Here is a 24,534-nt window from a genome sequence, read left to right as displayed (position 1 = left end):
ACCAAGGCATATAACTTACAATTAATCGTCATCACTAACATATAACCATCAAAACCTTCAACCTCTACCTTTAACTACTCTCTTAAACCTTACCTTTTAAATTCAATTTTCTAGAAAGTAATTCGAGAAACACTCAACACTTTAATCCTACATGAAGGAAAGTAATTAAAAAAAATAATACTTCAACACTCACCAATACTACTTAGACGTTCGGCATTACGACCTATTATTACCGGCTTCAATATCAACCTTTATCCTGGTTCAACCTATTAGATACTCCTATACACTGAATATACACGTTTTTCTTAGCAATAGCGTTTGCTACTACGCCTCAGTGTAGGAATAACACTATGCACGGTCATCCTCGCGCCTTATTACCCATTTGCTTATTCGCTTGTTTAAGCGTAGATACGGTGTATGGGCAAACCACTATAAACGCACAGCGGGAAGCCCTGGTGATAGAGGCACGCCAGGGAGCACCGGGGCCGTCAATTGATGGCTTACAATCTCTTTATTATCGAACACAAAACAGTCGTGTTCGTGAGGATTTGATAGCCCTGCTGGTACGTGCAACAAGGTATGAAGAAGCGCTGGCAGTTTGCTCAGCGTGTCGACCCCAGGATTACAGCGACTCTGAACTTGCCAATCTGGGCAGTGCAGCGCGTAGTGCAGGTGATTACCCTAAAGCGCTCTCGCTATTTCAATCGCTTACCTATCGCAGCCCTACCTATGCAGAAGGTTGGCTTGGGCAAGCGTTAGTTCACACCGACACGGCTAATTATACCTTGGCCGATATCGCCTTACAGCAATATAGCCAAGTGGCAGGCACGACGACCGCCGGCCTGGAAGCCAAAGGCTATTTGGCCGCAAAAACAATGAATGCCGTTCAAGAGCTACAGGTTCGGCAAGCACTGGTAGAGCAAGACCCCGCCAATACCAGCGAGTTACAGGCACTCTACCGCTTGGCAGTGGGTTTAGGCGCCAGCTCCGCCGCCCGTAACATCATGCAGGACAACCCAACGGTTTTCTCTGAAAGTGATCGCCTTTGGCTTATCTACTACGAAGCAGTTACTGATATACGCTTGGGCATTCAGACGGATCAGCCACCCAGAACGCGCAGTGGCCTGGCCCAGCTAAACCAGGTACTGGATTCGCCAGCGGTCCCCCAGGAATTAGCCAAGCTTGCCGAATATGACAAAGTCGTCGCACTTGCCCAGCTAAGGCACTTTTCCGAAGCGGAGGTCCTCGCCGTTAGGCTCCAACATCAGCATGGCCCGTTGCCAAGTTACGTGAGCCGGGCCAAAGCGTACGCCTTGAATGGCCTGGGCCGCCCTGATGAAGCCATTGTGCTTTACGAAAGCCTGATACAACAAACCCCTCAGCGTGGCACTGATCCTGATGACCCGCTTAACGAAGGGCTCTTTTATAGCTATACCGACGCTCAGCGTTTTCGTGATGCTGATCGACTGTTGGCTTCCTGGCGTGCGAGCGAACCCGAACAGCGCTGGGATTTCACTCAGACCACGCGTATCAATAACCCAAACTATCAAAAAGTCCTGCTACTTGACGTATTGCTCACTGCCTGGCGTGGTCAAGCTGGCTTGGCCAGCGAACGCTTGGCCAACTATCAAGACCAGGCACCTGGCGACCCTTATCTTTGGCAGGTTAAAGGTGACCTTGAACGAGACCGAGGCTGGCAACGAAAAGCGGAAGTATCTTACCTACGCGCGACAGAACTACTCTCCCCAGATCAGCAAGACGCAGCCCGCCATGGGATGCTGCTGGCCAACCTGGAACGCGGCCAATGGAAAGGCACTACAACGGCCGTCGCGCAAGAGATCGCCGAAGCCAAGCCCAGCGCAACCCGGGATGAGCTAGCACGAACGTTGCGTGAGCTACGTGCACCACAGCTGACTAGCTCGGTAACGCGTAGCGAGGGGCAAGGTAGCGGCACCCAAGCCTCGCGGGAATGGCGCTATGACGTGCTTTTTGAAGGACCACGTAATACAAACGGCTCCCGCGCATTTGCACAACGCATCGGTCAGTATGGGAAATTTGATGACACAAACCTTTACGCAGCCTACGACATAGCGGGTTATGAGTGGAACCTGCACCCAGCGACCATAAAATTTGCCGCCGGGCACGGTGCCCAACTTAACAATAACTTTATGGCCTCGGTGGAGCTGCGCTACGCCGCTTCAGACCACCTAAGCACCACGCTGGGTATCGAACTTAACACGCCAGATACTCCTTTACGGGCGTTGCGTGACGGCATTAATGCCGACCGATATCGCGGAGAGATCGCCTATCGCCATGATGAGCGCGGTGCAGGCGCCATCGGCCTGATGCTGACCGACTTTGAAGACAACAATCTGCGCCAATCTGTCTATGGCTACTGGAACCAAACACTCTATCACCTTGATCGCTGGCAAATTAACGGTGAAGTGTATACCGCCACGTCACGCAACGATGAGGTTGAGGCCAGCTACTTCAACCCACGTCGAGACGCCAACCTCGGTGGTGTTTTATCACTAAATTATGAACTCCCCCTCGATTATCGACAGTCGTTTATCCAGACCCTATCGCTGGGCTCCGGACGCTACTGGCAAGAAGACAATGGCAGCGAAAACACCTGGTCGCTGGGTTACGAGCATCAGTGGCAATTAGCACCCACGTTCAATATTGAATATGGCATTTTCAGAGAAAGATCCGTTTACGACGGTACCCCTGAATATGACAACCGCATTGAGGCCAGCTTTATATGGAGGTTCTTATGAAACATTGGCGTGTTTTTGTAATTAGCGCTGCCTTGCTGGCCATGCTAAGCCTTCAAAGTGCCCACGCAGCCCGGGTGCCCGGTGATTACGTGGTTATCAGCTATCATGACATTGTAGATACGGCGGTTACCCCCGATTTACCCATCTACTCACAAACCATTACCCAAAGCCGTTTAATTGAGCACTTTAACCTGCTGGCAACAGGCGGCTACCATCCCGTTAGCCTTCAGCAAATTATCGACGCCAAGGCTGGTGGGCCTCCGCTCCCCGAAAAGGCCGTACTGCTTACCTTTGATGATGGGTATCGCAGCTTTTATGACATCGTTTTTCCGCTACTCAAACTCTATAACTTTCCGGCTATTCAAGCGGTGGTGGGAAGTTGGCTGGATGTTCCCACTGGCGGGCAAGTTCCCTATGGCAATACGACCTTGCCTCGCGAGCGCTTCTTAACCTGGGAGCAGGTCCGAACGCTTGATGAATCGCCCTTGGTCGAAATTGCCTCGCATACCTACCGCCTACACTATGGCGTTAAGGGCAACCCGATGGGTAACGAGCAGGCCGCCTCTGTCACCAGCATCTGGGACCCCCAAACCGGCTACGAAAGTGAAGCCACCTATCTGCAAAGAATTCACGACGACATGGCGCGAACCCGGCAGCAGTTTCAAACGCACTTGGGCCGCTCTCCTCGCATAATGGTGTGGCCTTACGGTGCCTATAGCCAAGCAACGCTGGATATCGCTGGCGAATACGGGATGACGTACACCTTTAGCTTGTTAAGTGCGCCCAATCAACTCAACGACACCATGCGTACTATTAACCGCTACCTCATTGACCAGGAAACCGGCCTTCAAACTATTGATGAAATACTGTCTGATCACGTATGGCAGCCCGAAGAACTCCGTATCGTCCACGTTGATTTGGATTACGTTTTTGATGAAGACCCCGTGCAGCAAGAACGAAACCTCGACAGGCTGATTGAACGAATTTTTAACTACGGAATTAGCACTGTTTATTTACAAGCATTTGCAGACCCAGATGGCAACGGCGTCGCCGATGAACTCTACTTCCCTAATCGTCATTTACCGGTAAGAGCCGATCTTTTCAACCGAGTCGCCTGGCAGCTTAAAAAACGTGCTGAGGTAAAAGTCTATGCCTGGATGCCCGTTCTCTCATTTGATCTTGGTGACGGACACCGCTATGTCACCGATGTTAGAACGAGTGCCGAGAACCCCGGCCAATACCGCCGACTCTCTCCCTATGTAGAAAATAACCGTCGTATTATCCGTGAAATTTATCAAGACCTCGGACGGCTGACGAAATTCGATGGCCTGATCTTCCACGATGATGCTTTTCTCACTGATTTTGAAGATAACAACCCCGAAGCACTGTCCGCCTATGCACAGGTTTCTCTGCCTGCTGATGTGACCGCGATTAAAAACGATGACAACCTGATGGATCGATGGACGCGGCACAAGACCCAGTTCTTGACACATTTTACTAACGAACTGACACAAGCCGCTGACTACTATCGCCAAGCCGACAACAAAGTATTCACAACGGCGCGCAACCTTTATGCAGGCACGATAATGAACCCAGAAAGCCAGCAGTGGTTCTCCCAGGATATCCAAAATTTCGCAGAGAGCTACGACTTTGTTGCCGTCATGGCCATGCCCTATATGGAAGAAGCAGACAACCCTAACGAATGGCTGCGGGCGCTGGCGCAATGCTCGCTTTCTCAGGTTAACGCCAATCAGTTGGTCTTTGAATTACAGACTCAGGATTGGCGCACCCAAACCCCCATCCCCAGCGCAGAAATCGCTGAATGGATACATTTGCTGCGCGAAGAAGGCATCAAACATATCGGTTACTATCCAGACGATTTTATTCAAAGCCATCCTGAAATCAGTGTTATTAAGCCCGCCTTCTCCATTGGACGTCGCTTTAGGGCTCTCCCATGAACATACTCGACTACTTAGCCATGTTCACGCTTGGTTACCCGAGCCTAATGGCAACCATCTGGATTTGTGGAGGCATCTACTTTTATGTGCATTGGGAGCGTAAGCAGCCTTGGCCCGATACGTTTGAATGGGATGCAAACGCGCCTTCAGTCACGGTGTTGCTGCCCTGTTATAACGAAAGCGCTAATGTCGATGAAACCGTTCATCACCTTTTCAAGCAAAACTATCCGCACATAGAAGTGGTTGCCATTAATGATGGCAGCAATGACAACACCGGTGGTCGGCTTGAAGCGCTCGCGGTTGAGTATCCTGGGTTAAAAGTGCTGCACCAACCCAACCAGGGTAAAGCTAGCGCGATGAATCATGGGTTGGGTGAGGCAACGGGCGAGATCATTGTTGGCATTGATGGAGATGCCATTCTTGATTACGACGCTATTAGCTACATGATGGAGCATTTTATAAGCAGCCCTAAAGTAAGCGGCGTCACCGGCAACCCTCGCGTGAGAACCCGTTCAACGGCTATTGGCAAAATACAAACCGGCGAATTTTCCGCGATTATCGGTCTTATCAAACGAGCCCAGCGTATCTACGGCATGGTGTTTACCATATCCGGTGTTATCTGCGCATTTAGACGCACGGCTCTGGAGAAAGTCGGCGGCTGGAACACCGATATGATTACCGAAGATATCGACATTAGCTGGCGTTTGCAGCTGGTAGGCGGCCATGTCCGCTACGAGCCACGCGCCATGTGCTGGGTGCTGATGCCTGAAACGCTGCGCGGGCTTTTTAAGCAGCGGCTGCGCTGGTCCCAGGGTGGTGGCGAAGTCGTTTTGCGCTATTTCTCTCAAACCATGCGCTGGAGGAATCGGCGCTTCTGGCCATTGATGCTGGAATATATCGTCAGCGTGGTCTGGTGCTACTCGGTGATCGCTTTACTTATCGCCTGGCTTATTTCCCTGGCGGTTCAGCCCACGGCTTGGCCGATCACAACACAGACATTCTCATATTTTGGCAGCCTTCTTATCGCGATTAGTTTTATCCAATTTACCGTCAGTTTTTATATCGACAGTCGCTACGACAAACAGATATTCCGCTGCGTTTATTGGAGTATTTGGTACCCATTTGCCTATTGGATGATCAATATGGCGACCGTTGTTATTGCCTTCCCCAAAGCCATCATGCGCCAACAAGGAAGGCTTGCGACCTGGACCAGCCCAGACCGAGGAGAGCCCTTCCATGAACAATAAACTCGTGCCTATCATTATTGATAACCCCTCCCAACGAGGCTGGGGCTACCGTATCCGCGACCTCCTTATTACGGCTGCCACACTTATTTTATGGCTACTCGTACTGGCCAGGTTATACACCTTCTTTGTTATTGAAGAGGCCATTCTGGAACAACTTTATGGCTCCCTTATGATCAAAGTAGTCGCCATGGGTTTTGTCGTTACCTTTCTGGCCTTTCATTGCTGGGCAGTTTACAACCAATACCTGTATACCCGCATTACGAAACACCATTAACGTTACGCGCAATCATCAACACTTCGTCCGATGAATATAAATTACTAATAGTGGCTTCAATCTCAGCACCTAATGTGGATCTATATAACCGTTGAGCAACGTTATCCGCTCTAGTGGTGACCAACACGTGCTTTAACGTGGAACCCTGTTTTGCCAGCTGCTCTTTAACCAAAGGGAGTGAATTTTCGATTAATTGTTTCCCAACCCCTTTACCTTGACGATTTGGCAATACTGCCAATTGCTCTAACTCCAGAACCGCCTCAGGACGGAAGCCGCTCTTTTGCATCCAAACAATATATCCAATAACGCTACAATCCTCCTCTACGACAAAGCAAAGAAATCGAGGAGAGGCACTGAGACTGCATTTCAACCATTCATACGAATGCGTTTGGCGAGGGAATGCCAGTGAATGAACGTTTGCAGCTTCATCCAAATCAGCGATATTCATTGACCTTATTTTCATTAAAAACCTCATCGATTTATTGAAGCATATCGGCTGCGACTAGCCTTTCAGTGCCAACCCTATTAGCCTGCTAATTCACTTTAAGGGTTTAGCATGCAAGAAACGACTTTTCGGCAGCGCTTGGCGGGTGTGCTGATTCTGCTTGGGTTGATCGCACAGATTCTTGGGTTTACCGGTCTGATAAACACGGCGCACGCAGTGAGCTATGTGTTGTGGCTCGCCGTGATATTGCTGTGGAAGGACATTCCCAAGCGCTCACGTTTTCAGGCCGGCGTGTTGATGGTTTTGGGCATATTAATGCTGCTGGTGGCGCGTTTTTATTACCATAACCACGTAGATTGGCCCGCTATGCTGCAGGGCAATGCCTTTGTAGTGGCCATGCTGGTAGGCGTCAGCTTTATTTCCCTGGTAGGTAAACAGCAAGGGCGAAAAAAAGCGCCAGGCAAACGCTTAACGGGCAGTGGCGGCGTATTACGTACCTGGCTTGGCGTGCATTTTCTGGGCACGATTTTGAATATATCAACCGTTATTATGGTCGGTGACCGATTGGCACGAACGGCTCCTTTAACGATTCCACAGTACCTGGCATTGAATCGAGGGCTTTCAAGTGCCGCGCTATGGTCACCGTTTTTTGCTTCCATGGGAATAGTGATCGCACTCGCACCGCAGATGCAGTACTCCTACGTGGCACTCTTTGGATTCCCATTAGCAATGATTTCCGGGTTGCTAACGACGCTTGAACTTGGCCGTCGATTTGATTTACGTGAGGTGTATGGCTTTTCTCTGGCACCGCGTAGCCTGCTAATGCCCGTGATCATGGCCTTGCTGGTCATGGTGTTTCATTTCTGGCTAACGCCCAGGCTCTCAATCGTTGGCATTATTACTTTTTTGATCCCGGCCGTTGCCTTGATCTATAACCTGCGCGAAGGCATCGGCTATACGTTGTGGCGTGTTCGCCAACACACCACCACACGGCTCCCGGCCATGCGAGGAGAAGTTTCACTGTTTTTAGCGGCTGGGCTTTTTACGCTGGGGCTTTCAGCGCTTGTGGCTGCCGTAGCGGGCAACGATTGGACGCTATTCGAAACCTTTGGCGCGCAACAAGGCATGATCAGTTTTCTCAGCATTGTGCTGAGTGCGCTGGTGGGGCTCCACCCAATTATTGGGGTATCGGTGCTGGCCTCTATCGTAAGTTTGCACGGTGGAGAGCACACTCTGTTTGCGTTTGTCTGTTTATGTTCATGGGCCGTAGGCACCAGCGTCGGGCCTTTATCAGGGATTAACCTAAGCCTTCAGGGCCGCTACGGGATCAACGGTTACCACATGATGAAGAACAATCTTCTTTATGCAGCGGTGATGAGTCTACTTTCGCTAGCCTCAATCACGGCGATGAGCTATCTGGTGACGTAGCTCACCGCCTGCTGCATCACACGGAATTACCAACACAACAGGGGCAGCCCCCTTCGGCGAGCCCCTGCTCTGACCACCCAACTGACTAGATTGAGCTACTGACGCCCCCTGCCCACACCGTTTGTCAGCGGTTAGAGAGATGCTCAGGTTTCGATAATCTTACTGGGAAACCGATAAAAGTAGCGATGACCACATTGATGGCAAGGCTCAAGGCGCGCCACATGGGGCAGCATTACCTGGGCATCACAATGGACACAGGCCATCAAGCCAGGTGCTGCCATTTCACCTTCGCAGTAATCTGCCCGAGCCGCCTCAAGATCGTCATCAAAGCGCTCACGCTCTACAATGCTTCGATCTGCGATGGAAAGTAGTGACTCCGCAACGCGACGTGAAAGCCCACTGATATCGACACCCAACCAGGTAGCGACCTGCATCCCGGTATCTGCCAGGTAGTGGCGCATATCTTTTAAGTCGCGCTCAACCCAAGCACGCAGCAGGGCCAGCTCATCTTTCGTGTACTCTTCAAGCTCCGCTTCAAAAGCGACTGCGTCGTCTAAATCCTTTTGCAGGTTGTCCCAGGTTAAGTCATTTGCGCCATGCTGCATGCGCTCCAGCAAGCGCTCATAGCCTTCGCGCAAGCGGTGGTCATTGTGTTGTTCACTCATGATGCCTCTCCTTTTGTCGACGCAGGTGTTTCCTATCATCAGCTTGCCGTTCAAGGATACCCCTTCATAGGATACAATCGACACTACTTATCTGACAGTCGTCATCTACCATTCACTTTGCGCCCTATTGGGCGAATACGCCAAGGCATTAAAAAAACCGATGGACGCACACTATAGCCCTCGTGAAATTGAACGTGACGCCCAGCAGTACTGGGACAAACATCAGTGCTTCAAAGCAGTAGAAGACGCGAACCGCGAGAAGTTTTACTGCCTATCCATGTTCCCCTACCCCAGCGGCAAGCTGCATATGGGCCATGTGCGTAACTATACTATCGGTGACGTCGTTTCACGTTTCCAGCGCATGCAGGGTAAAAATGTGATGCAGCCCATGGGCTGGGACGCGTTTGGCATGCCTGCGGAAAACGCAGCGATCCAAAACCAGGTACCGCCTGCGGAATGGACGTATCAAAACATTGATTACATGCGCAACCAGTTGAAGGCGCTAGGCTTTGCCTACGACTGGAGCCGCGAATTCGCCACCTGCGATACCAGCTACTATCGCTGGGAGCAGTGGTTCTTTACCAAATTGGTCGAGAAAGGCCTGGTTTACAAGAAGATGTCCACAGTGAACTGGGACCCGGTTGACCAGACCGTACTTGCCAATGAGCAGGTCATTGACGGCCGCGGCTGGCGCTCAGGTGCGCTGGTTGAGCGTAAGGAAATTCCGCTGTGGTTCTTGAAGATCACCGACTACGCCGATGAGCTTTTGACCGACCTGGACAAAGTAGAATGGCCTGAGCAGGTCAAAACCATGCAGCGCAACTGGATTGGTAAATCGCGTGGTGTTGAGCTGACGTTTGATATCGAAGCGGCAGACGGTAGCGCGGCTGAACCACTAGCCGTTTACACCACTCGCCCGGATACGCTGTCAGGGGTTACCTACGTCGCGGTAGCCGCTGGCCACCCACTTGCCAAACAGGCGGCAGAACAAAACACAGAGCTGGCAGCCTTCTGTGAAGAGTGCGCCAAAGGCGGCACCTCAGAAGCTGAAATGGCCACTAAAGAGAAACTTGGCATGGCCACCGGTCATGTCGCCATTCACCCGCTTAGCGGCGCTAAAGTCCCGGTGTTTGTGGCCAACTTTGTACTTATGGAGTTCGGCACCGGCGCTGTCATGGCAGTACCTGCCCACGACCAGCGCGACTGGGAGTTCGCCACCAAGTACGGTGTCGATATTAAACCTGTTATTGCCGATGAAAACGGCAATACGCCCGACCTTTCCGAAGCCGCGTATATTGAGCATGGCGCGCTGATCAACTCCGGTGAGTTCGATGGCTTGGCGTTTGAGCAGGCCTTTGACGCGATTGCCGCAAAACTTGCCGAAATGGGCCGTGGCGAGGTTAAAACCAACTATCGCCTGCGCGATTGGGGGGTTGCCCGCCAGCGGTATTGGGGGGCGCCGATTCCGGTTAAATACGGCCCGGAAGGCCAGACCGTTCCGCTGACCGATGAAGAGCTCCCGGTATCACTGCCCATGGAAGTGACGGTTGACGCCTCCGGCTCACCGCTCAAGAAAATGCCTGAGTTTTCCGACCTGGGCGATGGCTGGGTACGTGAAACCGATACGTTTGACACCTTTATGGAATCCTCTTGGTACTTTGCGCGCTTCTGCTGCGCCGATAACCATGACGCCATGCTGGATGATCGCGCCAACTACTGGTTACCGGTTGATCTTTATATCGGCGGTATCGAGCACGCCATTTTGCACCTGCTATACGCACGTTTCTTCCATAAGCTGATGCGCGACTTTGGCCTGGTGGATTCTGATGAGCCCTTCCAGCAGTTGCTTACCCAAGGCATGGTCATCGCGGAAACCTACTATCGCCATACCGATAACGGCGGTAAACAGTGGTTCAACCCGGACGATGTCGACGTTCAGCGTGATGAGAAAGGCCGTCCGCTAAGCGCTATCCTGATAAGTGATGGCCAGCCGGTTGAGATGGGCGGCATCGAAAAAATGTCCAAGTCGAAAAATAACGGCGTTGATCCGCAGTCGATGATCGACAAGTTCGGTGCTGATACTGTCCGCTTGTTCATGATGTTTGCGGCCCCGCCCGAGCAGTCGCTGGAATGGTCTGACTCAGGTGTTGAAGGTGCGCACCGCTTCATCAAGCGCATTTGGCGCCAGGTGAGCGAGCATCTTGAAGCCGGCACACCGGGTGAGCTGAAGGTTGATGCGCTTAATGATGACCAAAAAGCACTGCGTCGGAAAACGCATGAAACCATCAAGAAAGCCAGCGACGATATTGGCCGCCGCACCACCTTTAATACCGCTATCGCGGCAGTCATGGAGCTTTCCAACGCGCTTGGCAAGTTTGATGACACCTCTGAGCTTGGTTTAGCGGTAAGCCGTGAAACGCTGGAAGCATGTATCTTGCTGCTTTCCCCAATCACTCCGCACGTGTGCCATCAGTTGTGGCAGAACCTGGGGCATGCAGAACCCGCTATTGAAGTGCAGTGGCCAGTGCTTGATGAAGCAGCGCTTACTCGCGATAGCATTGAACTTGTCGTGCAAGTAAACGGTAAGTTGCGTGCACGCCTGGAAGCACCGGCTAGTGCAGATAAAGCAGCCATCGAGAAACTAGCGATGGAAAACGAAAACGTCCAGCGCCACCTGGAAGACAAAACGGTCCGTAAAGTGATCGTCGTGCCAGGCAAGCTGGTAAACATTGTGGTAAGCGGATGAATCGACGCACATTTTTGACAACCAGCATCGCCGCTTCAGCGGCGGTGCTACTCAGCGGTTGTGGCTTTCATCTGCGCGGCCATAGCGCTATGCCCAGCCTGCCCGCACTGACGCTGGAAGGAGACATTAATAGCACCACGGCCCAGCAACTACGTGCACGCCTGACACAGTTAGGAACCGAGATTAGACCTGACGCGCCTTGGCGCGTCACGTTAGGCACTCCTTCCTTATTGGAGCGACGTATTGGTAGCGATAGTCGCGCCAGCCGTGAACACGAGCTGGTGCTGAGCACAACGCTCTCGGTGCAACAGCGCCAGACCAATGCCTATGCGCTTAACGGCAGTAACGTATCTGTCAGCAGAACCATACGTGTTAACGATGATGATTTGCTCAATCGTGAAACCTTGTTCAACGAAGCAGAGCGATCGCTTGCCCGGGAGCTAGCACAACGTATTGTGGAGCGCTTGGTTAACATTAAGGGTGTTGAGTGAAGGTTTTTGCCGACCAATTGCCGGGTGCCTTAAGTAAAGCGCTGCCTAAGGTCGTCATCGTAGCGGGCGATGAGCCGCTCCAGCACCGCGATGCCTGTGATGCAGTACGTGCCGCCGCACGCCAAGCCGGTATTGAAGAGCGCGAAGTACTGGACGTAGATGCCAACTTTGCCTGGGGCCGCTTACTGGAGGCCGCCAGCAACCTTTCATTATTTGCAACCAGCAAGTTGATGGAAGTTCGCCTGGGCACCCACAAACTGGGCCAGGAAGGCAGCAAAGCACTAGCGCAGTACGCTGAAACCATCGCAAACAGCGACGACCTGCTGCTACTCAGTATGGGTAAGCTGGATGGCAAACAGCAGAAAAGTGCCTGGTTTAAAGCCCTTGATAAGCACGGCCTGTTTGTCCCCGTATGGCCCGTAGATAATACTCGCCTGGGCTACTGGTTACGTGATCGAGCATCAATGCATGGCTTGCAGATCGACCTTGAGGCTGCGCGCCTACTGGGTGAGCGCACTGAGGGTAACCTGCTGGCCGCCGATCAGGAGCTTCAAAAACTCTCGCTGATTCATCCGCAAGGTACCCGCTTAAACATTGAGAGCATCGCCCAGGGCGTAGAGGATAGCTCGCGCTTTGATGTGTTCAACCTGGCGGATGCCTGCTTGAAAGGTGAGGTTAGCCGCGCCTCACGTATAGTGCAGGGGCTGCGCAGCGAAGGGGTCGAAGCGCCCATCGTGCTATGGGCATTAAGCCGCGAGTTGCGCACGCTACTCTCTTTGCATCAGCACCTGGATCAAGGCCAAAGTTTTGAGCACGCCTGCAAAACCCAAAAGCCAATGATTTTTGACAAGCGCCGCCCCGCTTATCAAAAGGCCATAAAGCGTCTTCCCATGAAGCGTTTGCACAAGCTACTTTTGATGGCCCAACGGCTGGACTTAGCCGTTAAAGGGGCCGCTAACGTGCCCTTATGGCCAGGCCTTCATGACTTGGCGATGACCATGGCAGGCGGAAAAGGTATTCTTGCTGAAACAGCCTGGACCTATCGCATTAGTGCAAATAATTAGCATATTGGACAATAGACTTAAAGCCTGTCCTCTTTATTCCTATACTAGTGATTAGAGCAGCACAATGCTCGACACCCCTGACCAGTCTCTAAGGAAGAAGACGATGAAAACATTGCGCGCTTACCTCTCTACCCTCTTGATCGCGGCGCTAGTGATCACCAGCCTGCCCGTCGCTGCTGCGCCTGCCGCCCCCCAATCCATGGATTTAGTTTCAACTCAGTCTGTTTTAGCAGGTGATCGTGTCGGCGCTGACCGTGAGCGGATAAACGAAATTCTGGCCCGTGCCGATGTACAGGACCAACTGCTAAAGCAGGGTGTGGATCTTGATGAGGTAGACGCCCGCGTTGCCGCTCTGAGCGATGCCGAAGCACAGCAAATGGCTCAGCAGCTTGATCAGTTGCCTGCCGGTGCAGGCGGCGGTGTTATCGGTGCCCTGTTTGCCGTTTTCATCATTTTGCTGATTACTGATATTCTCGGTTTAACCGACGTTTATCCGTTTACCCGCTAAGCCAGTCACTATGAAAACATTGTTACCCTACGCCCGCTTTGCGGGCGTTTTTATGCTCGCCCTACTGCTTTCTGCCTGTGCCCGCAGCCCCATTTTACTCGACAGCACCTACGAAGCCTTGACCCCTCAGGTAGAAAATCGTGCCGTGCCGTTTTTTGCCCAAAGCGAGTACCAGTGTGGCCCGGCAACGCTTGCCATGGTGTTGAACTACCAAGGCGTTGAGGTGGGCGTTGACCAGCTGATTCCGCAAGTATTCTTGCCAGGGCGTGACGGTAGCGTTCAACCTGAAATGCTGTCCACCGTTCGCCGCCACCAACAGCTTGCCTACCCCATTCGCGGTACCATGGATGCACTGTTAAATCATTTGGCTAACGGCGACCCAGTCGTGGTGATGCAGAACCTGTCACTGCCTATTTATCCCATGTGGCACTACGCGGTGGCTATCGGATTTGATTTGCCTGATGAAACGCTCATCCTGCGCAGTGGTGAACGTGAGCGACATACGTTGTCGTTTAGCCGCTTTGATGCGACCTGGGCGCGCAGTGGTCGCTGGGGATTTATTGTGGCCAACCCCGGCACTCTGCCGGAAGACATTAGTGCCCGCAATGCACTGGAGGCTATTAGCGCTTACGAAGAAGCTCACGGCCCCAAAGAAGCTCTAAGCAGTTGGCAAGCCCTGGTTAACCGCTACCCAACTGACCCACTGGCGCAGTTTGCGCTGGGCAACGCGCTGTATGCCGACAGCCGGCCCAAGGAAGCGATGACAGCCTTTGATGCAGCGACCCAGCACGATGCACACATGGGGGCCGCTTGGCTCAACCTGGGGATTTTGCTGCTGCAACAGGATAAGCCCGACGAAGCACGCAACGCCTTGATGCAGGCAGCATCAATAGACGGCAGTTGGCAGGCACGCGCGCAGCAGTTACTGGGCGAATATTAAGTATACAAAAAGGGCCACGCAATTTTCTGGTGGCCCCTTTTACACAGCGATGTATGACACTACACCTGCGCTTTACGCTACCCAAAGCGCGTTAAAACACTCTGTTCAAACCATTTTGTGCTGCCACTCGGTACGCTTCTGCCATCGTTGGATAGTTAAAGGTTGTGTTCACAAAGTACTTAAGCGTATTGGCTTCGCCCGGCTGCTGCATAATGGCCTGGCCGATATGTAGAATCTCGGAGGCCTGGTCACCAAAACAGTGGATCCCCAGGATTTCCAACGTATCCTGATGGAAGAGAATCTTCAGCATACCCACGACATCGCCGGTTATTTGCGCGCGCGCGGTATCTTTAAAGAACGCTTTTCCGACTTCATAGGGCACTTTGGCTTCAGTCAACTCGCGCTCGTTAGGGCCAAACGAACTAATTTCGGGAATAGTGTAAATGCCGGTGGGTACATCGTTGACGAAGCGATACTCTTTATCGAGCAGCTCGTTGCAAAGGTTTAGCCCTTGGTCATACGCAGCACTGGCAAGGCTTGGCCAACCGATCACGTCACCGGCGGCATAAATATGCGGAATTGTCGTACGGTAGTGTTCATCAACGCTGAGCTGGCCGCGCCCATTGGCTTCTAATCCAATATTCTCAAGCCCCAGGCTATCGGTATTGCCCGTGCGACCATTGGCCCATAAGAACGCATCAGCGCGGATCTTCTTGCCCGACTTAAGATGCACGACAACGCCAGACTCATCACCTTCTACACTCGCGTATTCCTCGTTATGACGGATCAATACGCCATGTTTACGCAGGTGGTAAGAGAGCGCATCACTGATTTCATCATCAAGAAATGAAAGCAAGCTGTCACGGTTGTTGATGAGATCTACCTTGAGGCCTAATCCTGAGAAAATTGACGCATATTCACAGCCGATAACGCCTGCACCAAAAATCACTAACGTACGCGGTGTATGAGAAAGGCTTAGAATAGTGTCAGAGCAGTAGATACGTGGGTGGCGGAAGTTGATGTCCGAGGGCCGATAGGGCCGTGAGCCGGTAGCAATCACAATTTTTTTGGCGACCAGCTCTTCCATTCCTTCATGCTGGTCGCGCACAACCACGGTATGCGCATCTTTAAAGCGCGCAATACCATGAAACAAGTCGATTCGATTGCGGGCATAAAAGGTAGTACGCATTTCTACCTGTTTATCAATCGTGCCGCGCGAACGCTCCATCACTTTAGGGAAAGAAAACCAGCGCGGCTCACCAATATCGCGAAACATTCGGTTGGTGTTAAACGCCATGATTTGCTTAACCTGGTGGCGCAACGCTTTGGAGGGAATAGTGCCCCAATGGGTACAGTTACCGCCTACCTGTGCCTGCTTTTCGATAATCGCTACACGCTTACCGTGCTTGGCGGCGTTAATAGCCGCGCTTTCACCTGCAGGGCCTGTACCAATAACCACGACATCGTAATTGTGAACCGCCATACTCTCTGCGTCTCCTCGTTCCCCAATAATAAGGCGCAGCTGATCTCTCGGCTGCGCCCTGCACTCTTTCTCTTTCCGATACGGTTACGGATTGTGCTAGCGCCGTGTAGCGTCGTAGCCCAAGTCCGCTCCGCGGCTTTCATCACTGCGGCGACGCACATTTCCTCGCTTGCGGTTCTCCTCTTCACATACGTCATCTTTACCGCCACAAATATCGCAGCCGTCTTTCATACCAATCTGGTTTAAACCGCCACATGAACCTGCGATAGGCTTACGACCCATTAAAACGCCAACCGCCATTGCGCACATTATCAACGCCATAAAGCCAAATACCAGTAGCCAAATCGCCATGTTAACCTCCCTGCATTGCTATGGATGCACCACCTACCGACAACAGCTTAGGCAATTAGTGCCTTCCAGATACTCGCTATACCTTAATTGTACCTTAGCTGACACATACTTATTAGCTGCCATGTACTTATAACTGCCAAGCACTTATTCACCGCTCAGCGCCTATTAGCGAAGGTAGCGTAGGCTTGAGTCTATTCAAAACAAATGGGGCCAACCTTACGGCCAGCCCCAAATGTGCCCGAAGGCTACTTTCGATTACCTGAGCGCTTACCCGCCGAAGTCATCCAGCATGATATTTTCAGGCTCAACCCCCAGATCAAGCAGCAGCTTAATCACGGAAGCATTCATCATGGGCGGCCCACACATGTAGTATTCACAATCTTCAGGCGCCGGATGGTCCTTCAGATAGTTTTCATACAGTACATTATGGATAAAGCCCGTCGGCCCTTCCCAATTATCTTCAGGCTGCGGATCAGAAAGCGCCAGATGCCATTCAAAATTCGGGAACTCTTCTGCCAACTGATCGTACTCTTCGTTGTAGAAGGTTTCACGCCAAGAGCGTGCACCGTACCAGAAAGACATTTTACGCTTAGACTTAAGACGCTTAAGCTGATCGAAGATATGGCTACGCATCGGCGCCATACCCGCACCACCACCGATAAAGATCATTTCGGCGTCGGTATCCTTGGCGAAGAACTCACCAAACGGACCCATTACGGTCACCTTGTCACCAGGTTTCAAGTTGAAGACGTAGGTAGACATTAGGCCCGGCGGATGACTGCTGCCTGGGGGCGGTGTAGCAATACGAATGTTGAACTTGAGGATACCCTTCTCTTCCGGGTAGTTCGCCATAGAGTAGGCGCGAATCACTTCCTCATTGCTCTTATGGGCAACCTTGAAAATTCCAAACTTGTCCCAATCGCCGCGATACTCTTCCTCGATATCAAAATCGGAGAATTTAATATCGTAAGGCGGTGCAACCAGCTGAACATAACCACCCGCGCGGAAGGCAACTTCTTCGCCTTCAGGCAGTTTTAGGTTCAGCTCCTTGATGAAGGTCGCGACGTTAGGGTTAGCGATAACTTCGGTTTCCCACTTTTTAACGCCGAACACTTCCTCAGGTACTTCGATCTTCATGTCTTGCTTAACGGGCACCTGGCAAGAGAGCCGCCAGCCCTCTTTCTTTTCACGCATGGTGAAATGCGACTCTTCAGTCGGCAGAATGGAACCACCACCCTCTTCCACACGGCATTTACATTGGGCGCAAGAACCACCGCCACCACATGCCGAGGAGAGGAAAATACCATTTGCCGCCAAGGTGTTTAAAAGCTTACCACCGGCCTGAGTCGTCAAGGTGTGCTCAGGGTCGTGATTAACTTCAATCGTCACGTCCCCGCTACTCACAAGCTTGCTGCGCGCTGCCAGAATGATCGCCGTTAAGCTAATAACGATGATCGTGAACATGACAACACCGAGCAAGATGACAGATGTATCAACCATGTCGGTTTCCTATTGCTGAGGTTTCCTGTAACCCGGCAGCGCAGAACGCCGCCGGGAAAAACCGGCTCCGTTTAGAGCTGAATGCCCGAGAAGGACATAAAGCCCAACGACATCAGACCTACGGTGATGAAAGTAATACCCAGCCCTTGCAAGCCACCAGGCACATCGCTGTATTTCAGCCTTTCACGGATACCTGCCAAGGCCGTAATAGCCAACGCCCAACCAACACCGGATCCAAAACCATAAACGAGGGATTCACCGAAGTTGTAGTTACGCTCAACCATGAACAGCACGCCACCCAAGATGGCACAGTTGACGGTAATAAGCGGCAGGAATACGCCAAGCGCGTTGTACAGTGCAGGCACGTACTTATCCAAGAACATTTCAAGAATTTGCACTAGTGCTGCAATGACGCCGATATAGCTCAATAACCCAAGGAATGAGAGGTCAATATTCTCAGCACCGCTAATACCGGTCCAGGAAAGTGCACCTTGCGCAAGTAGAAGGTTGAATACCAGGTTATTAACAGGCACTGAAATAGTCAGGACGACAATAACCGCGATGCCCAGGCCAAACGCGGAGGAAACCTTCTTGGAGACCGCGAGAAAAGTACACATCCCCAGAAAGAATGCCAAGGCCAGGTTTTCAACAAAAACCGAAGCGACGAAAAGGCTTAAATAGTGTTCCATTTTACACAGCCTCCTGTGGCTTGGAGTTTTCCTTCATCTTGAACTCCGTCTCTTCTACCTGCCCTGGATCGATTGAGCGCATAACCCAAATCATCAGGCCGATAATAAAGAAGGCGGACGGAGGCAACAGCAGCAGACCGTTAGGCACATACCAGCCACCATCTTGAACGGTAGGCAGGATAGTAAAACCGAACACACTACCTGCACCCAATAGTTCACGGAAGAAGCCAACCACCAGCAACACGAACCCATAGCCCAAGCCATTCCCGATACCGTCCAGGAAAGACATGCCGGGGGTGTTGGACATGGCAAAGCCTTCCGCACGACCCATTACAATGCAGTTGGTAATGATCAGACCCACAAATACCGACAGCTGCTTGGACATTTCATAAGCATAGGCTTTGAGGATCTGGTCAACCACGATTACCAATGAAGCAATAATCGTCATCTGCACAATAATACGGATCGAAGAAGGAATATGATTCCGAATCAGTGATACGAAAAAGCTTGAGAGCGATGTGACGAAAATAACAGCTAACGCCATTACCAACGACACGCTCATGCTGGTCGTTACTGCCAGCGCAGAACAGATCCCCAATATCTGAAGTGCAATGGGGTTGTTCTGAAAAATAGGCGCTATTAAAACGCTTTTTGCATTTACGTCCGCCATGATTAAGCCCCCTCACCGTCTTCGAAGTCGGTATCGGTGTTATCGGCGTCTTCCAGCTCAGTACCACTGCGGAATTTCGCAAGGTATGGACCGAAACCTTCTTCGCTCAACCAAAACTGCAGCATGTTGGTCACACCATTACTGGTGAGCGTTGCACCGGATAACGCGTCTACTTCATTTTCACCACTAGCGCTTTTGCTCAGGCGGATGGCCGGTGAGAGGTCGCCCTCTTCATCGTAAATCTCTTTACCTTCCCACTGAGCCTGCCAACGTGGGTTGTTCACTTCACCGCCCAAGCCCGGCGTTTCACTGTGGTCATAGTAGGTAATACTGATAATAGTATTACCGTCACCTTCGATCGACAAAAAGCCCATCATCCGGCCCCACAGGCCTTGTCCACGAATCGGCAAAACGATTTGGTCTGGGTCGCCTGCATCACCGACCAGATAAACCGTCGCGTAATTTTCAACCCGAGAAAGCCCCGCAATGTCACGGTCTCCGGACAACGTGCGGCCGGTTGCCGGGTCACGCGCTGCTTCAAACCCATCAAAGGTTTCAGGGTCAAACTCATCGGTATACTCACCGGTTTCAAGTTCAACCACACGTGATGTGATTTGGGTCCGGAACGCTTCCTCGACATCCGTACCCGGCTCGTATAAACGCGCCACGTTAAGGATATTGGTTTTACGGTCTAATTCCTGGTTGAGCTGTTGAGCAGGGCGTAGCGCCACGGCGGCCGTCGAAACAATCACCGAACACACGATACACAATGAAAACGCTACAATCAGGACCTTCTTGATTGAGTTATTACCTTGTGCCATTAGGCAGTCTCCTCGGCCGGAACGCCAGTACGCTTGATACGGCGTTTTATATTGGCCTGGACGAAGAAGTGGTCAATCAATGGTGCAAACAGGTTAGCAAAGAGAATTGCCAACATGATGCCTTCGGGGAAGGCGGGGTTAACCACGCGAATCAGTACCGTCAGTACACCAATTAGCACACCAAATATCAAACGGCCCTGGGTCGTCATGGAAGCAGAGACGGGGTCAGTAGCCATAAAGACCATACCGAATGCAAACCCACCTATCACGAAGTGCCAATACCACGGCATGGCAAACATGGGGTTGGTATCGGAACCAATCAGATTAAACAACGTACTGGTGGCTACCATCCCAAGGAACACGCCAAGCATTATTCGCCACGAGGCAATACGCGTGTACAGCAGCACCAATGCCCCGACAAGGATCGCAAGCGTCGACACCTCGCCTACTGAGCCTGGAATAAAGCCAATAAAGGCATCCCACCAGCTAAACGCATTAGTGACTGCACCCATGCCGTCCTGGAACGCCATCGAAAGTACCGTTGCACCCGTATAACCATCAGCGGGCACCCAAATGGCGTCGCCGGAAATTTGCGCAGGATAGGCGAAGTAGAGGAAGGCACGACCAGTAAGCGCCGGGTTCAGGAAGTTTTTGCCAGTACCGCCAAAAATTTCCTTACCGATCACGACACCAAAGGTGATACCCAGCGCTACCTGCCAAAGCGGAATAGTTGCCGGAAGAATCAGCGCAAAGAGCACCGAAGTAACGAAGAAACCTTCATTAACTTCATGGCCACGCTTGATGGCAAACAGTACTTCCCAGAAACCACCAATGGCAAAAGTGACCAGGTAGATAGGCAGGAAGTACGTGGCGCCAAGAACAAAGTTGGACCACAAGTTACCCGCATCATGCCCGCCAGCCAAGGTCATCAGGATCGCTTCACGCCAGCCACCCATGGAGGCATAGCCTGCATCAATAGCCACGTTGGCTTGCCAACCCGCGTTCCACATACCAAAGAACATTGCCGGGAAAGTACACAGCCAAACGGTGATCATAATGCGCTTCAGGTCGATACCATCGCGCACGAACGACGTTGTTTTGGCAACGCTTGGGGGGGAGTAGAAAATCGTATCTACGGCTTCATAAAGCGGGTAGAACTTTTCGTACTTACCGCCTTTATGGAAATGCGGCTCGAGATTATCGAGTGTTTGTCGAATACCCATTATCAGGCCTCTTTCTCGATCATGGCGAGGTTGTCACGCAGGATAGGGCCATACTCATATTTGCCGGGGCAAACGTATGTGCACAGCGCCAGATCCTCTTCGTCTAGCTCCAGACACCCAAGTTGCATGGCAACTTCAATGTCGCCCACGATCAGCGAGCGCAGCAGCTGAGTCGGCATGATATCCAGCGGCATTACCGTCTCGTAAGTACCAATCGGCACCATGGCACGTTCAGAGCCATTGGTCGACGTGGTAGGCGCGTAGTTACGCAGGCCTTTAATACGCGAGAGGTAAATACCCAGAATCGAGTGACGATCGGCCCCAAGAGAAAGCCAGCCTAACAAGGCACGCTTGTTGCCCTCTTCAAGCAAGCTAATCTGATTGCTGAAACGCCCCAGGTAGGTCAGGTGCCCTTCCGCCGAGAAACCCGAAAAAACCGAACCGGAAATTACTCGGGTGTCATCGGGTTTGATGACTTCATCTGCCAAAAACTCTTGGGTACTTGCTCCCAAGCGGGTCCGCAGAAGACGAGGTTTTTCAGCGCGTGGGCCGCCAACAGCGACAACACGAGCTGTATGCAGTTTGCCTTCGGCAAAGAGCTTACCAAACGCGATCACATCCTGATAACCGATATGCCAGACTTGTTTGTGCAGCGCGACTGGCGAAAGATAATGGATATGCGTACCCACCAGACCCGCAGGATGCGGACCGGCAAAACTTTCGGTTTTCACACCGTCAATATCCCCGCCAGGGATATTGGCATCAGCCCCCGTGCACAGAAAAACGTTGCCCTCGGTCAGGCGTGTTAGCACCTTGAGGCCGTCTTCAAATGCCTGGTTTTCTTCATTGATGACAATTGCTGGATCAGCGCTTAACGGGTGGGTATCCACGGCCGTTACAAAGATATCAGCAGGAATGCTATCAATAGCTGGCGTGCGAGAGAAAGGACGTGTGCGTAACGCTGTCCAAAGTCCCGACTCAACGAGCTGGTCAACGACCAACTGTCGGTCAAGCTGCGCTAAAGAAGCGCGATCATGAGAAGCAAATGCCATCGCTTCTTCATTCTCGTCAACTTTAATAACGACAGATAGCAGGCGACGCTTTTCGCCACGGTTAATGGATACTACTTCACCGCTTGCAGGTGCCGTAAAACGGACACCCTCAATTTTTTTATCGGTAAAGAGCAGCTGGCCCAGTTTGACCTTATCCCCTTCCTGAACTTCCATGGTTGGCTTCATGCCAACGTAGTCAGTGCCCAGGATTGCCACGTAACGCACAGGCTGCGCATCTTCAATACGCTGCTCGGGCGCTCCCGTGATGGGGAGATCCAGGCCTTTTTTGACTTCGATCATAGTCTCGCCCAGTTGATGGATCGGATATACGAAGGTAAGGGGTTCGAATGCTTATTTTCTGTTCAGTGAATTGTTGTTTTCTGTCAGATCGTTACCAGTCAGGCCCAAGCACGCTTGAACCACCCCGAAAAATCTACAACATTATAAAGATAAGCGCGGACAATGACCACATCCCTGATGCCCACATAAAGTGTTACATGCCATCCATGACACTTGATTTTACAATTAAAAACGCCACCCGAAGGTGGCGTTAAGCAATCCAGACGCGATGAAAAAAGCTATTCCGCAGCTAATTCACCGGCATAGAGGCACTATGCGTGGCGTGGCAGTTTTAAAAACTGTACGTTCGACATTTGCTGCAGGATACGAATAACCTGGCAGCTGTAGCCAAACTCATTGTCGTACCATACGTACACAACCACGTGATTACCGTTAGCAATCGTTGCTTTTGCGTCCACGATGCCAGCATGGCGGTTGCCAACGAAGTCCGATGAAACCACTTCAGCAGAGTCCACGTAATCAATCTGCTTCTGATAAGACGAATCAATGGACATACGGCGCAAATAGTCATTCAGCGCGGCAGCATCGGTTGGCTTATCTAATGTCAGATTCAAAATGGCCATCGAAACGTTCGGCGTCGGCACGCGAATCGCATTGCCCGTTAGCTTGCCTTCCAATTCAGGTAGCGCTTTTGCTGCGGCTTTGGCCGCACCCGTTTCGGTTAACACCATGTTAAGCGCCGCACTGCGGCCACGACGATCACCCTTATGATAGTTATCAATCAGGTTCTGGTCGTTGGTGTAAGCATGAACAGTTTCCACATGACCGGTGGTGACCCCGTACTGATCATTGAGCACCTTTAGAACGGGCACAATGGCATTGGTGGTACAGGAAGCCGCCGATACAATACGGTCATTCTCACCAATGGTCGCGTGGTTAACACCGTAAACGATATTTTTAATATCGCCCTTACCTGGCGCCGTTAGTAGCGCCTTGGCCACGCCTTTACACTCCAGGTGCTGACCCAAGCCAGCCTCATCGCGCCAAATACCGGTATTATCAACAATGACCGCGTTTTTGATGCCATAAGTGGTGTAATCGATTTCGCTGGGTGAGTCAGCGTAAATAACCTGAACCACATTGCCATTTACAGTAAGCGTACGCGCTTCGGCATCAACAGAAATAGTGCCTTCAAACGGGCCATGCACCGAGTCACGACGCAGTAAGCTGGCACGCTTTTCAAGGTCTTTACCCACATCGCCACGCCCACGCACCACAATCGCGCGCAAACGCAACAGGTTTCCGCCACCGGCTTTTTCAACCAGCACGCGCGCCAGCAGACGACCAATGCGCCCAAAACCGTAAAGTACAACGTCCTGCGGCTCGCCTTTACTGGCTCCCGGCTGATAACCGCCAATGATATCCTGCAGTTCGTTATGCAAGAATGCGCTTAAATCACCACCGCCCTGCTTTTTAAACATGACCGCCAGCTTACCCACATCAACATGAGCAGGCCCCAGATTAAGCGCGCTCATCGCTTCAACGATGGGGAAGGTGTCCTCAACCGACAGTTCTGTTCCTTCAATTTTGCGCACAAACCGATGATCTTTCAGGATACGAATAACGGACTGGTTGATCAGCGAGCGCCCATACATGGTAGCCACAACATTGTTATGCCGATAAAGGCGCCCAACAAGCGGGATCATCTGTTCGGCCAGAGCCTGGTTGTTCTGCCATTCCTCAAAAACGTTTTCGAGAGCTTGCTGACTCACATGCGGCCTCATTGGGTAATGATAAGGTAGTGATAAAAGGTTTCAGGCGCATTATCCCGGCCTTATTAGCTACTCGCAATGGAAGGATGGTCGCACACGTTGTAGGGGTATTACAGGAATAGAGGTTTGA

At 51.7% G+C, this 24,534-nt stretch carries 21 protein-coding genes; 10 read left to right on the top strand and 11 right to left on the bottom strand.

The annotated features are described in order from the left end of the window. The first annotated feature begins 350 nt into the window (after positions 1 to 350). From pgaA to ACT3T7_RS10145, 4 genes are read left to right on the top strand one after another with little or no spacing between them, the layout of a single operon-like run. Positions 351 to 2,777, top strand: a complete 2,427-nt coding sequence (gene pgaA / locus ACT3T7_RS10160) for a poly-beta-1,6 N-acetyl-D-glucosamine export porin PgaA (protein ID WP_444630958.1) — start codon at positions 351 to 353, stop codon at positions 2,775 to 2,777. After that, on the top strand, positions 2,774 to 4,735 hold the full coding sequence (gene pgaB / locus ACT3T7_RS10155) for a poly-beta-1,6-N-acetyl-D-glucosamine N-deacetylase PgaB (RefSeq protein ID WP_444630957.1): 1,962 nt from the start codon (positions 2,774 to 2,776) through the stop codon (positions 4,733 to 4,735). The genes pgaA and pgaB overlap by 4 nt, the downstream gene beginning before the upstream one ends. Then, positions 4,732 to 5,982: a poly-beta-1,6-N-acetyl-D-glucosamine synthase gene (gene pgaC, locus ACT3T7_RS10150; RefSeq protein ID WP_444630956.1), complete on the top strand. Its 1,251-nt coding sequence runs from the start codon at positions 4,732 to 4,734 to the stop codon at positions 5,980 to 5,982. The genes pgaB and pgaC overlap by 4 nt, the downstream gene beginning before the upstream one ends. Then, entirely contained in the window at positions 5,972 to 6,256 is a 285-nt protein-coding gene (locus ACT3T7_RS10145) for a hypothetical protein (RefSeq protein WP_444630955.1), read from the top strand. Before pgaC ends, ACT3T7_RS10145 begins: the two co-directional genes overlap by 11 nt. Here ACT3T7_RS10145 and ACT3T7_RS10140 read toward each other — a convergent pair. Then, positions 6,240 to 6,704, bottom strand: coding sequence for a GNAT family N-acetyltransferase (locus tag ACT3T7_RS10140; RefSeq protein WP_444630954.1), 465 nt, complete (start codon positions 6,702 to 6,704; stop codon positions 6,240 to 6,242). The two genes, ACT3T7_RS10145 and ACT3T7_RS10140, sit on opposite strands and share 17 nt — an antisense overlap. Before the next feature lie 108 nt (positions 6,705 to 6,812). Between ACT3T7_RS10140 and ACT3T7_RS10135 the strand changes: the two genes are divergently transcribed. Continuing rightward, a complete protein-coding gene (locus tag ACT3T7_RS10135; protein WP_193053113.1) occupies positions 6,813 to 8,129 on the top strand; it encodes a hypothetical protein in 1,317 nt (438 codons plus the stop codon). A 143-nt stretch (positions 8,130 to 8,272) separates the two neighbouring features. Here ACT3T7_RS10135 and ACT3T7_RS10130 read toward each other — a convergent pair whose 3' ends face one another. Then, a complete protein-coding gene (locus tag ACT3T7_RS10130; protein WP_172118391.1) occupies positions 8,273 to 8,794 on the bottom strand; it encodes a zinc ribbon-containing protein in 522 nt (173 codons plus the stop codon). A gap of 160 nt (positions 8,795 to 8,954) precedes the next feature. On the opposite strand from ACT3T7_RS10130, the gene leuS reads away from it, so the two are divergent. From leuS to ACT3T7_RS10105, 5 genes are all read left to right on the top strand, one after another. Further along, positions 8,955 to 11,540: a leucine--tRNA ligase gene (gene leuS / locus ACT3T7_RS10125; RefSeq protein WP_444630953.1), complete on the top strand. Its 2,586-nt coding sequence runs from the start codon at positions 8,955 to 8,957 to the stop codon at positions 11,538 to 11,540. Continuing rightward, positions 11,537 to 12,031: an LPS-assembly lipoprotein LptE gene (locus tag ACT3T7_RS10120; protein ID WP_441679450.1), complete on the top strand. Its 495-nt coding sequence runs from the start codon at positions 11,537 to 11,539 to the stop codon at positions 12,029 to 12,031. Before leuS ends, ACT3T7_RS10120 begins: the two co-directional genes overlap by 4 nt. Continuing rightward, the gene (holA, locus tag ACT3T7_RS10115) at positions 12,028 to 13,095 is read left to right on the top strand and encodes a DNA polymerase III subunit delta (RefSeq protein WP_444630952.1); all 1,068 of its coding nucleotides are present in this window, start codon (positions 12,028 to 12,030) and stop codon (positions 13,093 to 13,095) included. Before ACT3T7_RS10120 ends, holA begins: the two co-directional genes overlap by 4 nt. Before the next feature lie 103 nt (positions 13,096 to 13,198). After that, positions 13,199 to 13,603, top strand: a complete 405-nt coding sequence (locus ACT3T7_RS10110; protein ID WP_087107490.1) for a PA2779 family protein — start codon at positions 13,199 to 13,201, stop codon at positions 13,601 to 13,603. Positions 13,604 to 13,613: 10 nt separating this feature from the next. Further along, positions 13,614 to 14,543, top strand: a complete 930-nt coding sequence (locus ACT3T7_RS10105) for a PA2778 family cysteine peptidase (protein ID WP_087107492.1) — start codon at positions 13,614 to 13,616, stop codon at positions 14,541 to 14,543. A gap of 91 nt (positions 14,544 to 14,634) precedes the next feature. On the opposite strand, the gene sthA is transcribed toward ACT3T7_RS10105, so the two are convergent. The 9 genes from sthA to ACT3T7_RS10060 form a co-directional block, all read right to left on the bottom strand. Next, positions 14,635 to 16,026: a Si-specific NAD(P)(+) transhydrogenase gene (sthA, locus tag ACT3T7_RS10100; RefSeq protein WP_444630951.1), complete on the bottom strand. Its 1,392-nt coding sequence runs from the start codon at positions 16,024 to 16,026 to the stop codon at positions 14,635 to 14,637. Between the two features lie 96 nt (positions 16,027 to 16,122). Then, positions 16,123 to 16,377: a (Na+)-NQR maturation NqrM gene (gene nqrM, locus ACT3T7_RS10095; RefSeq protein ID WP_087107496.1), complete on the bottom strand. Its 255-nt coding sequence runs from the start codon at positions 16,375 to 16,377 to the stop codon at positions 16,123 to 16,125. Positions 16,378 to 16,644: 267 nt separating this feature from the next. Next, positions 16,645 to 17,877: an NADH:ubiquinone reductase (Na(+)-transporting) subunit F gene (nqrF, locus tag ACT3T7_RS10090; protein ID WP_193053118.1), complete on the bottom strand. Its 1,233-nt coding sequence runs from the start codon at positions 17,875 to 17,877 to the stop codon at positions 16,645 to 16,647. Between the two features lie 71 nt (positions 17,878 to 17,948). After that, positions 17,949 to 18,566: an NADH:ubiquinone reductase (Na(+)-transporting) subunit E gene (nqrE, locus tag ACT3T7_RS10085; protein WP_087107500.1), complete on the bottom strand. Its 618-nt coding sequence runs from the start codon at positions 18,564 to 18,566 to the stop codon at positions 17,949 to 17,951. Between the two features lies 1 nt (position 18,567). Continuing rightward, positions 18,568 to 19,236 (bottom strand): NADH:ubiquinone reductase (Na(+)-transporting) subunit D, encoded by a 669-nt coding sequence (locus ACT3T7_RS10080; RefSeq protein WP_087107502.1) that lies wholly within the window; start codon positions 19,234 to 19,236, stop codon positions 18,568 to 18,570. 2 nt (positions 19,237 to 19,238) lie between these two features. Further along, positions 19,239 to 20,057 (bottom strand): Na(+)-translocating NADH-quinone reductase subunit C, encoded by an 819-nt coding sequence (locus ACT3T7_RS10075; protein WP_087107504.1) that lies wholly within the window; start codon positions 20,055 to 20,057, stop codon positions 19,239 to 19,241. Then, positions 20,057 to 21,280 (bottom strand): NADH:ubiquinone reductase (Na(+)-transporting) subunit B, encoded by a 1,224-nt coding sequence (locus ACT3T7_RS10070; protein ID WP_172118385.1) that lies wholly within the window; start codon positions 21,278 to 21,280, stop codon positions 20,057 to 20,059. The genes ACT3T7_RS10075 and ACT3T7_RS10070 overlap by 1 nt, the downstream gene beginning before the upstream one ends. Positions 21,281 to 21,282: 2 nt before the next feature. Beyond that, complete coding sequence (locus ACT3T7_RS10065; protein ID WP_172118384.1) at positions 21,283 to 22,632, bottom strand: Na(+)-translocating NADH-quinone reductase subunit A; 1,350 nt, start codon at positions 22,630 to 22,632, stop codon at positions 21,283 to 21,285. 311 nt (positions 22,633 to 22,943) lie between these two features. Continuing rightward, a complete protein-coding gene (locus ACT3T7_RS10060; RefSeq protein WP_444630950.1) occupies positions 22,944 to 24,404 on the bottom strand; it encodes a glyceraldehyde-3-phosphate dehydrogenase in 1,461 nt (486 codons plus the stop codon). Positions 24,405 to 24,534: the final 130 nt, after the last annotated feature.

Source organism: Halomonas sp. 111 (genome assembly GCF_052379685.1).
Classification (GTDB): domain Bacteria; phylum Pseudomonadota; class Gammaproteobacteria; order Pseudomonadales; family Halomonadaceae; genus Vreelandella; species Vreelandella citrativorans.
Note: the sequence above shows the minus strand (reverse complement) of the source record. Positions and strands in the feature narration are given on the sequence as shown.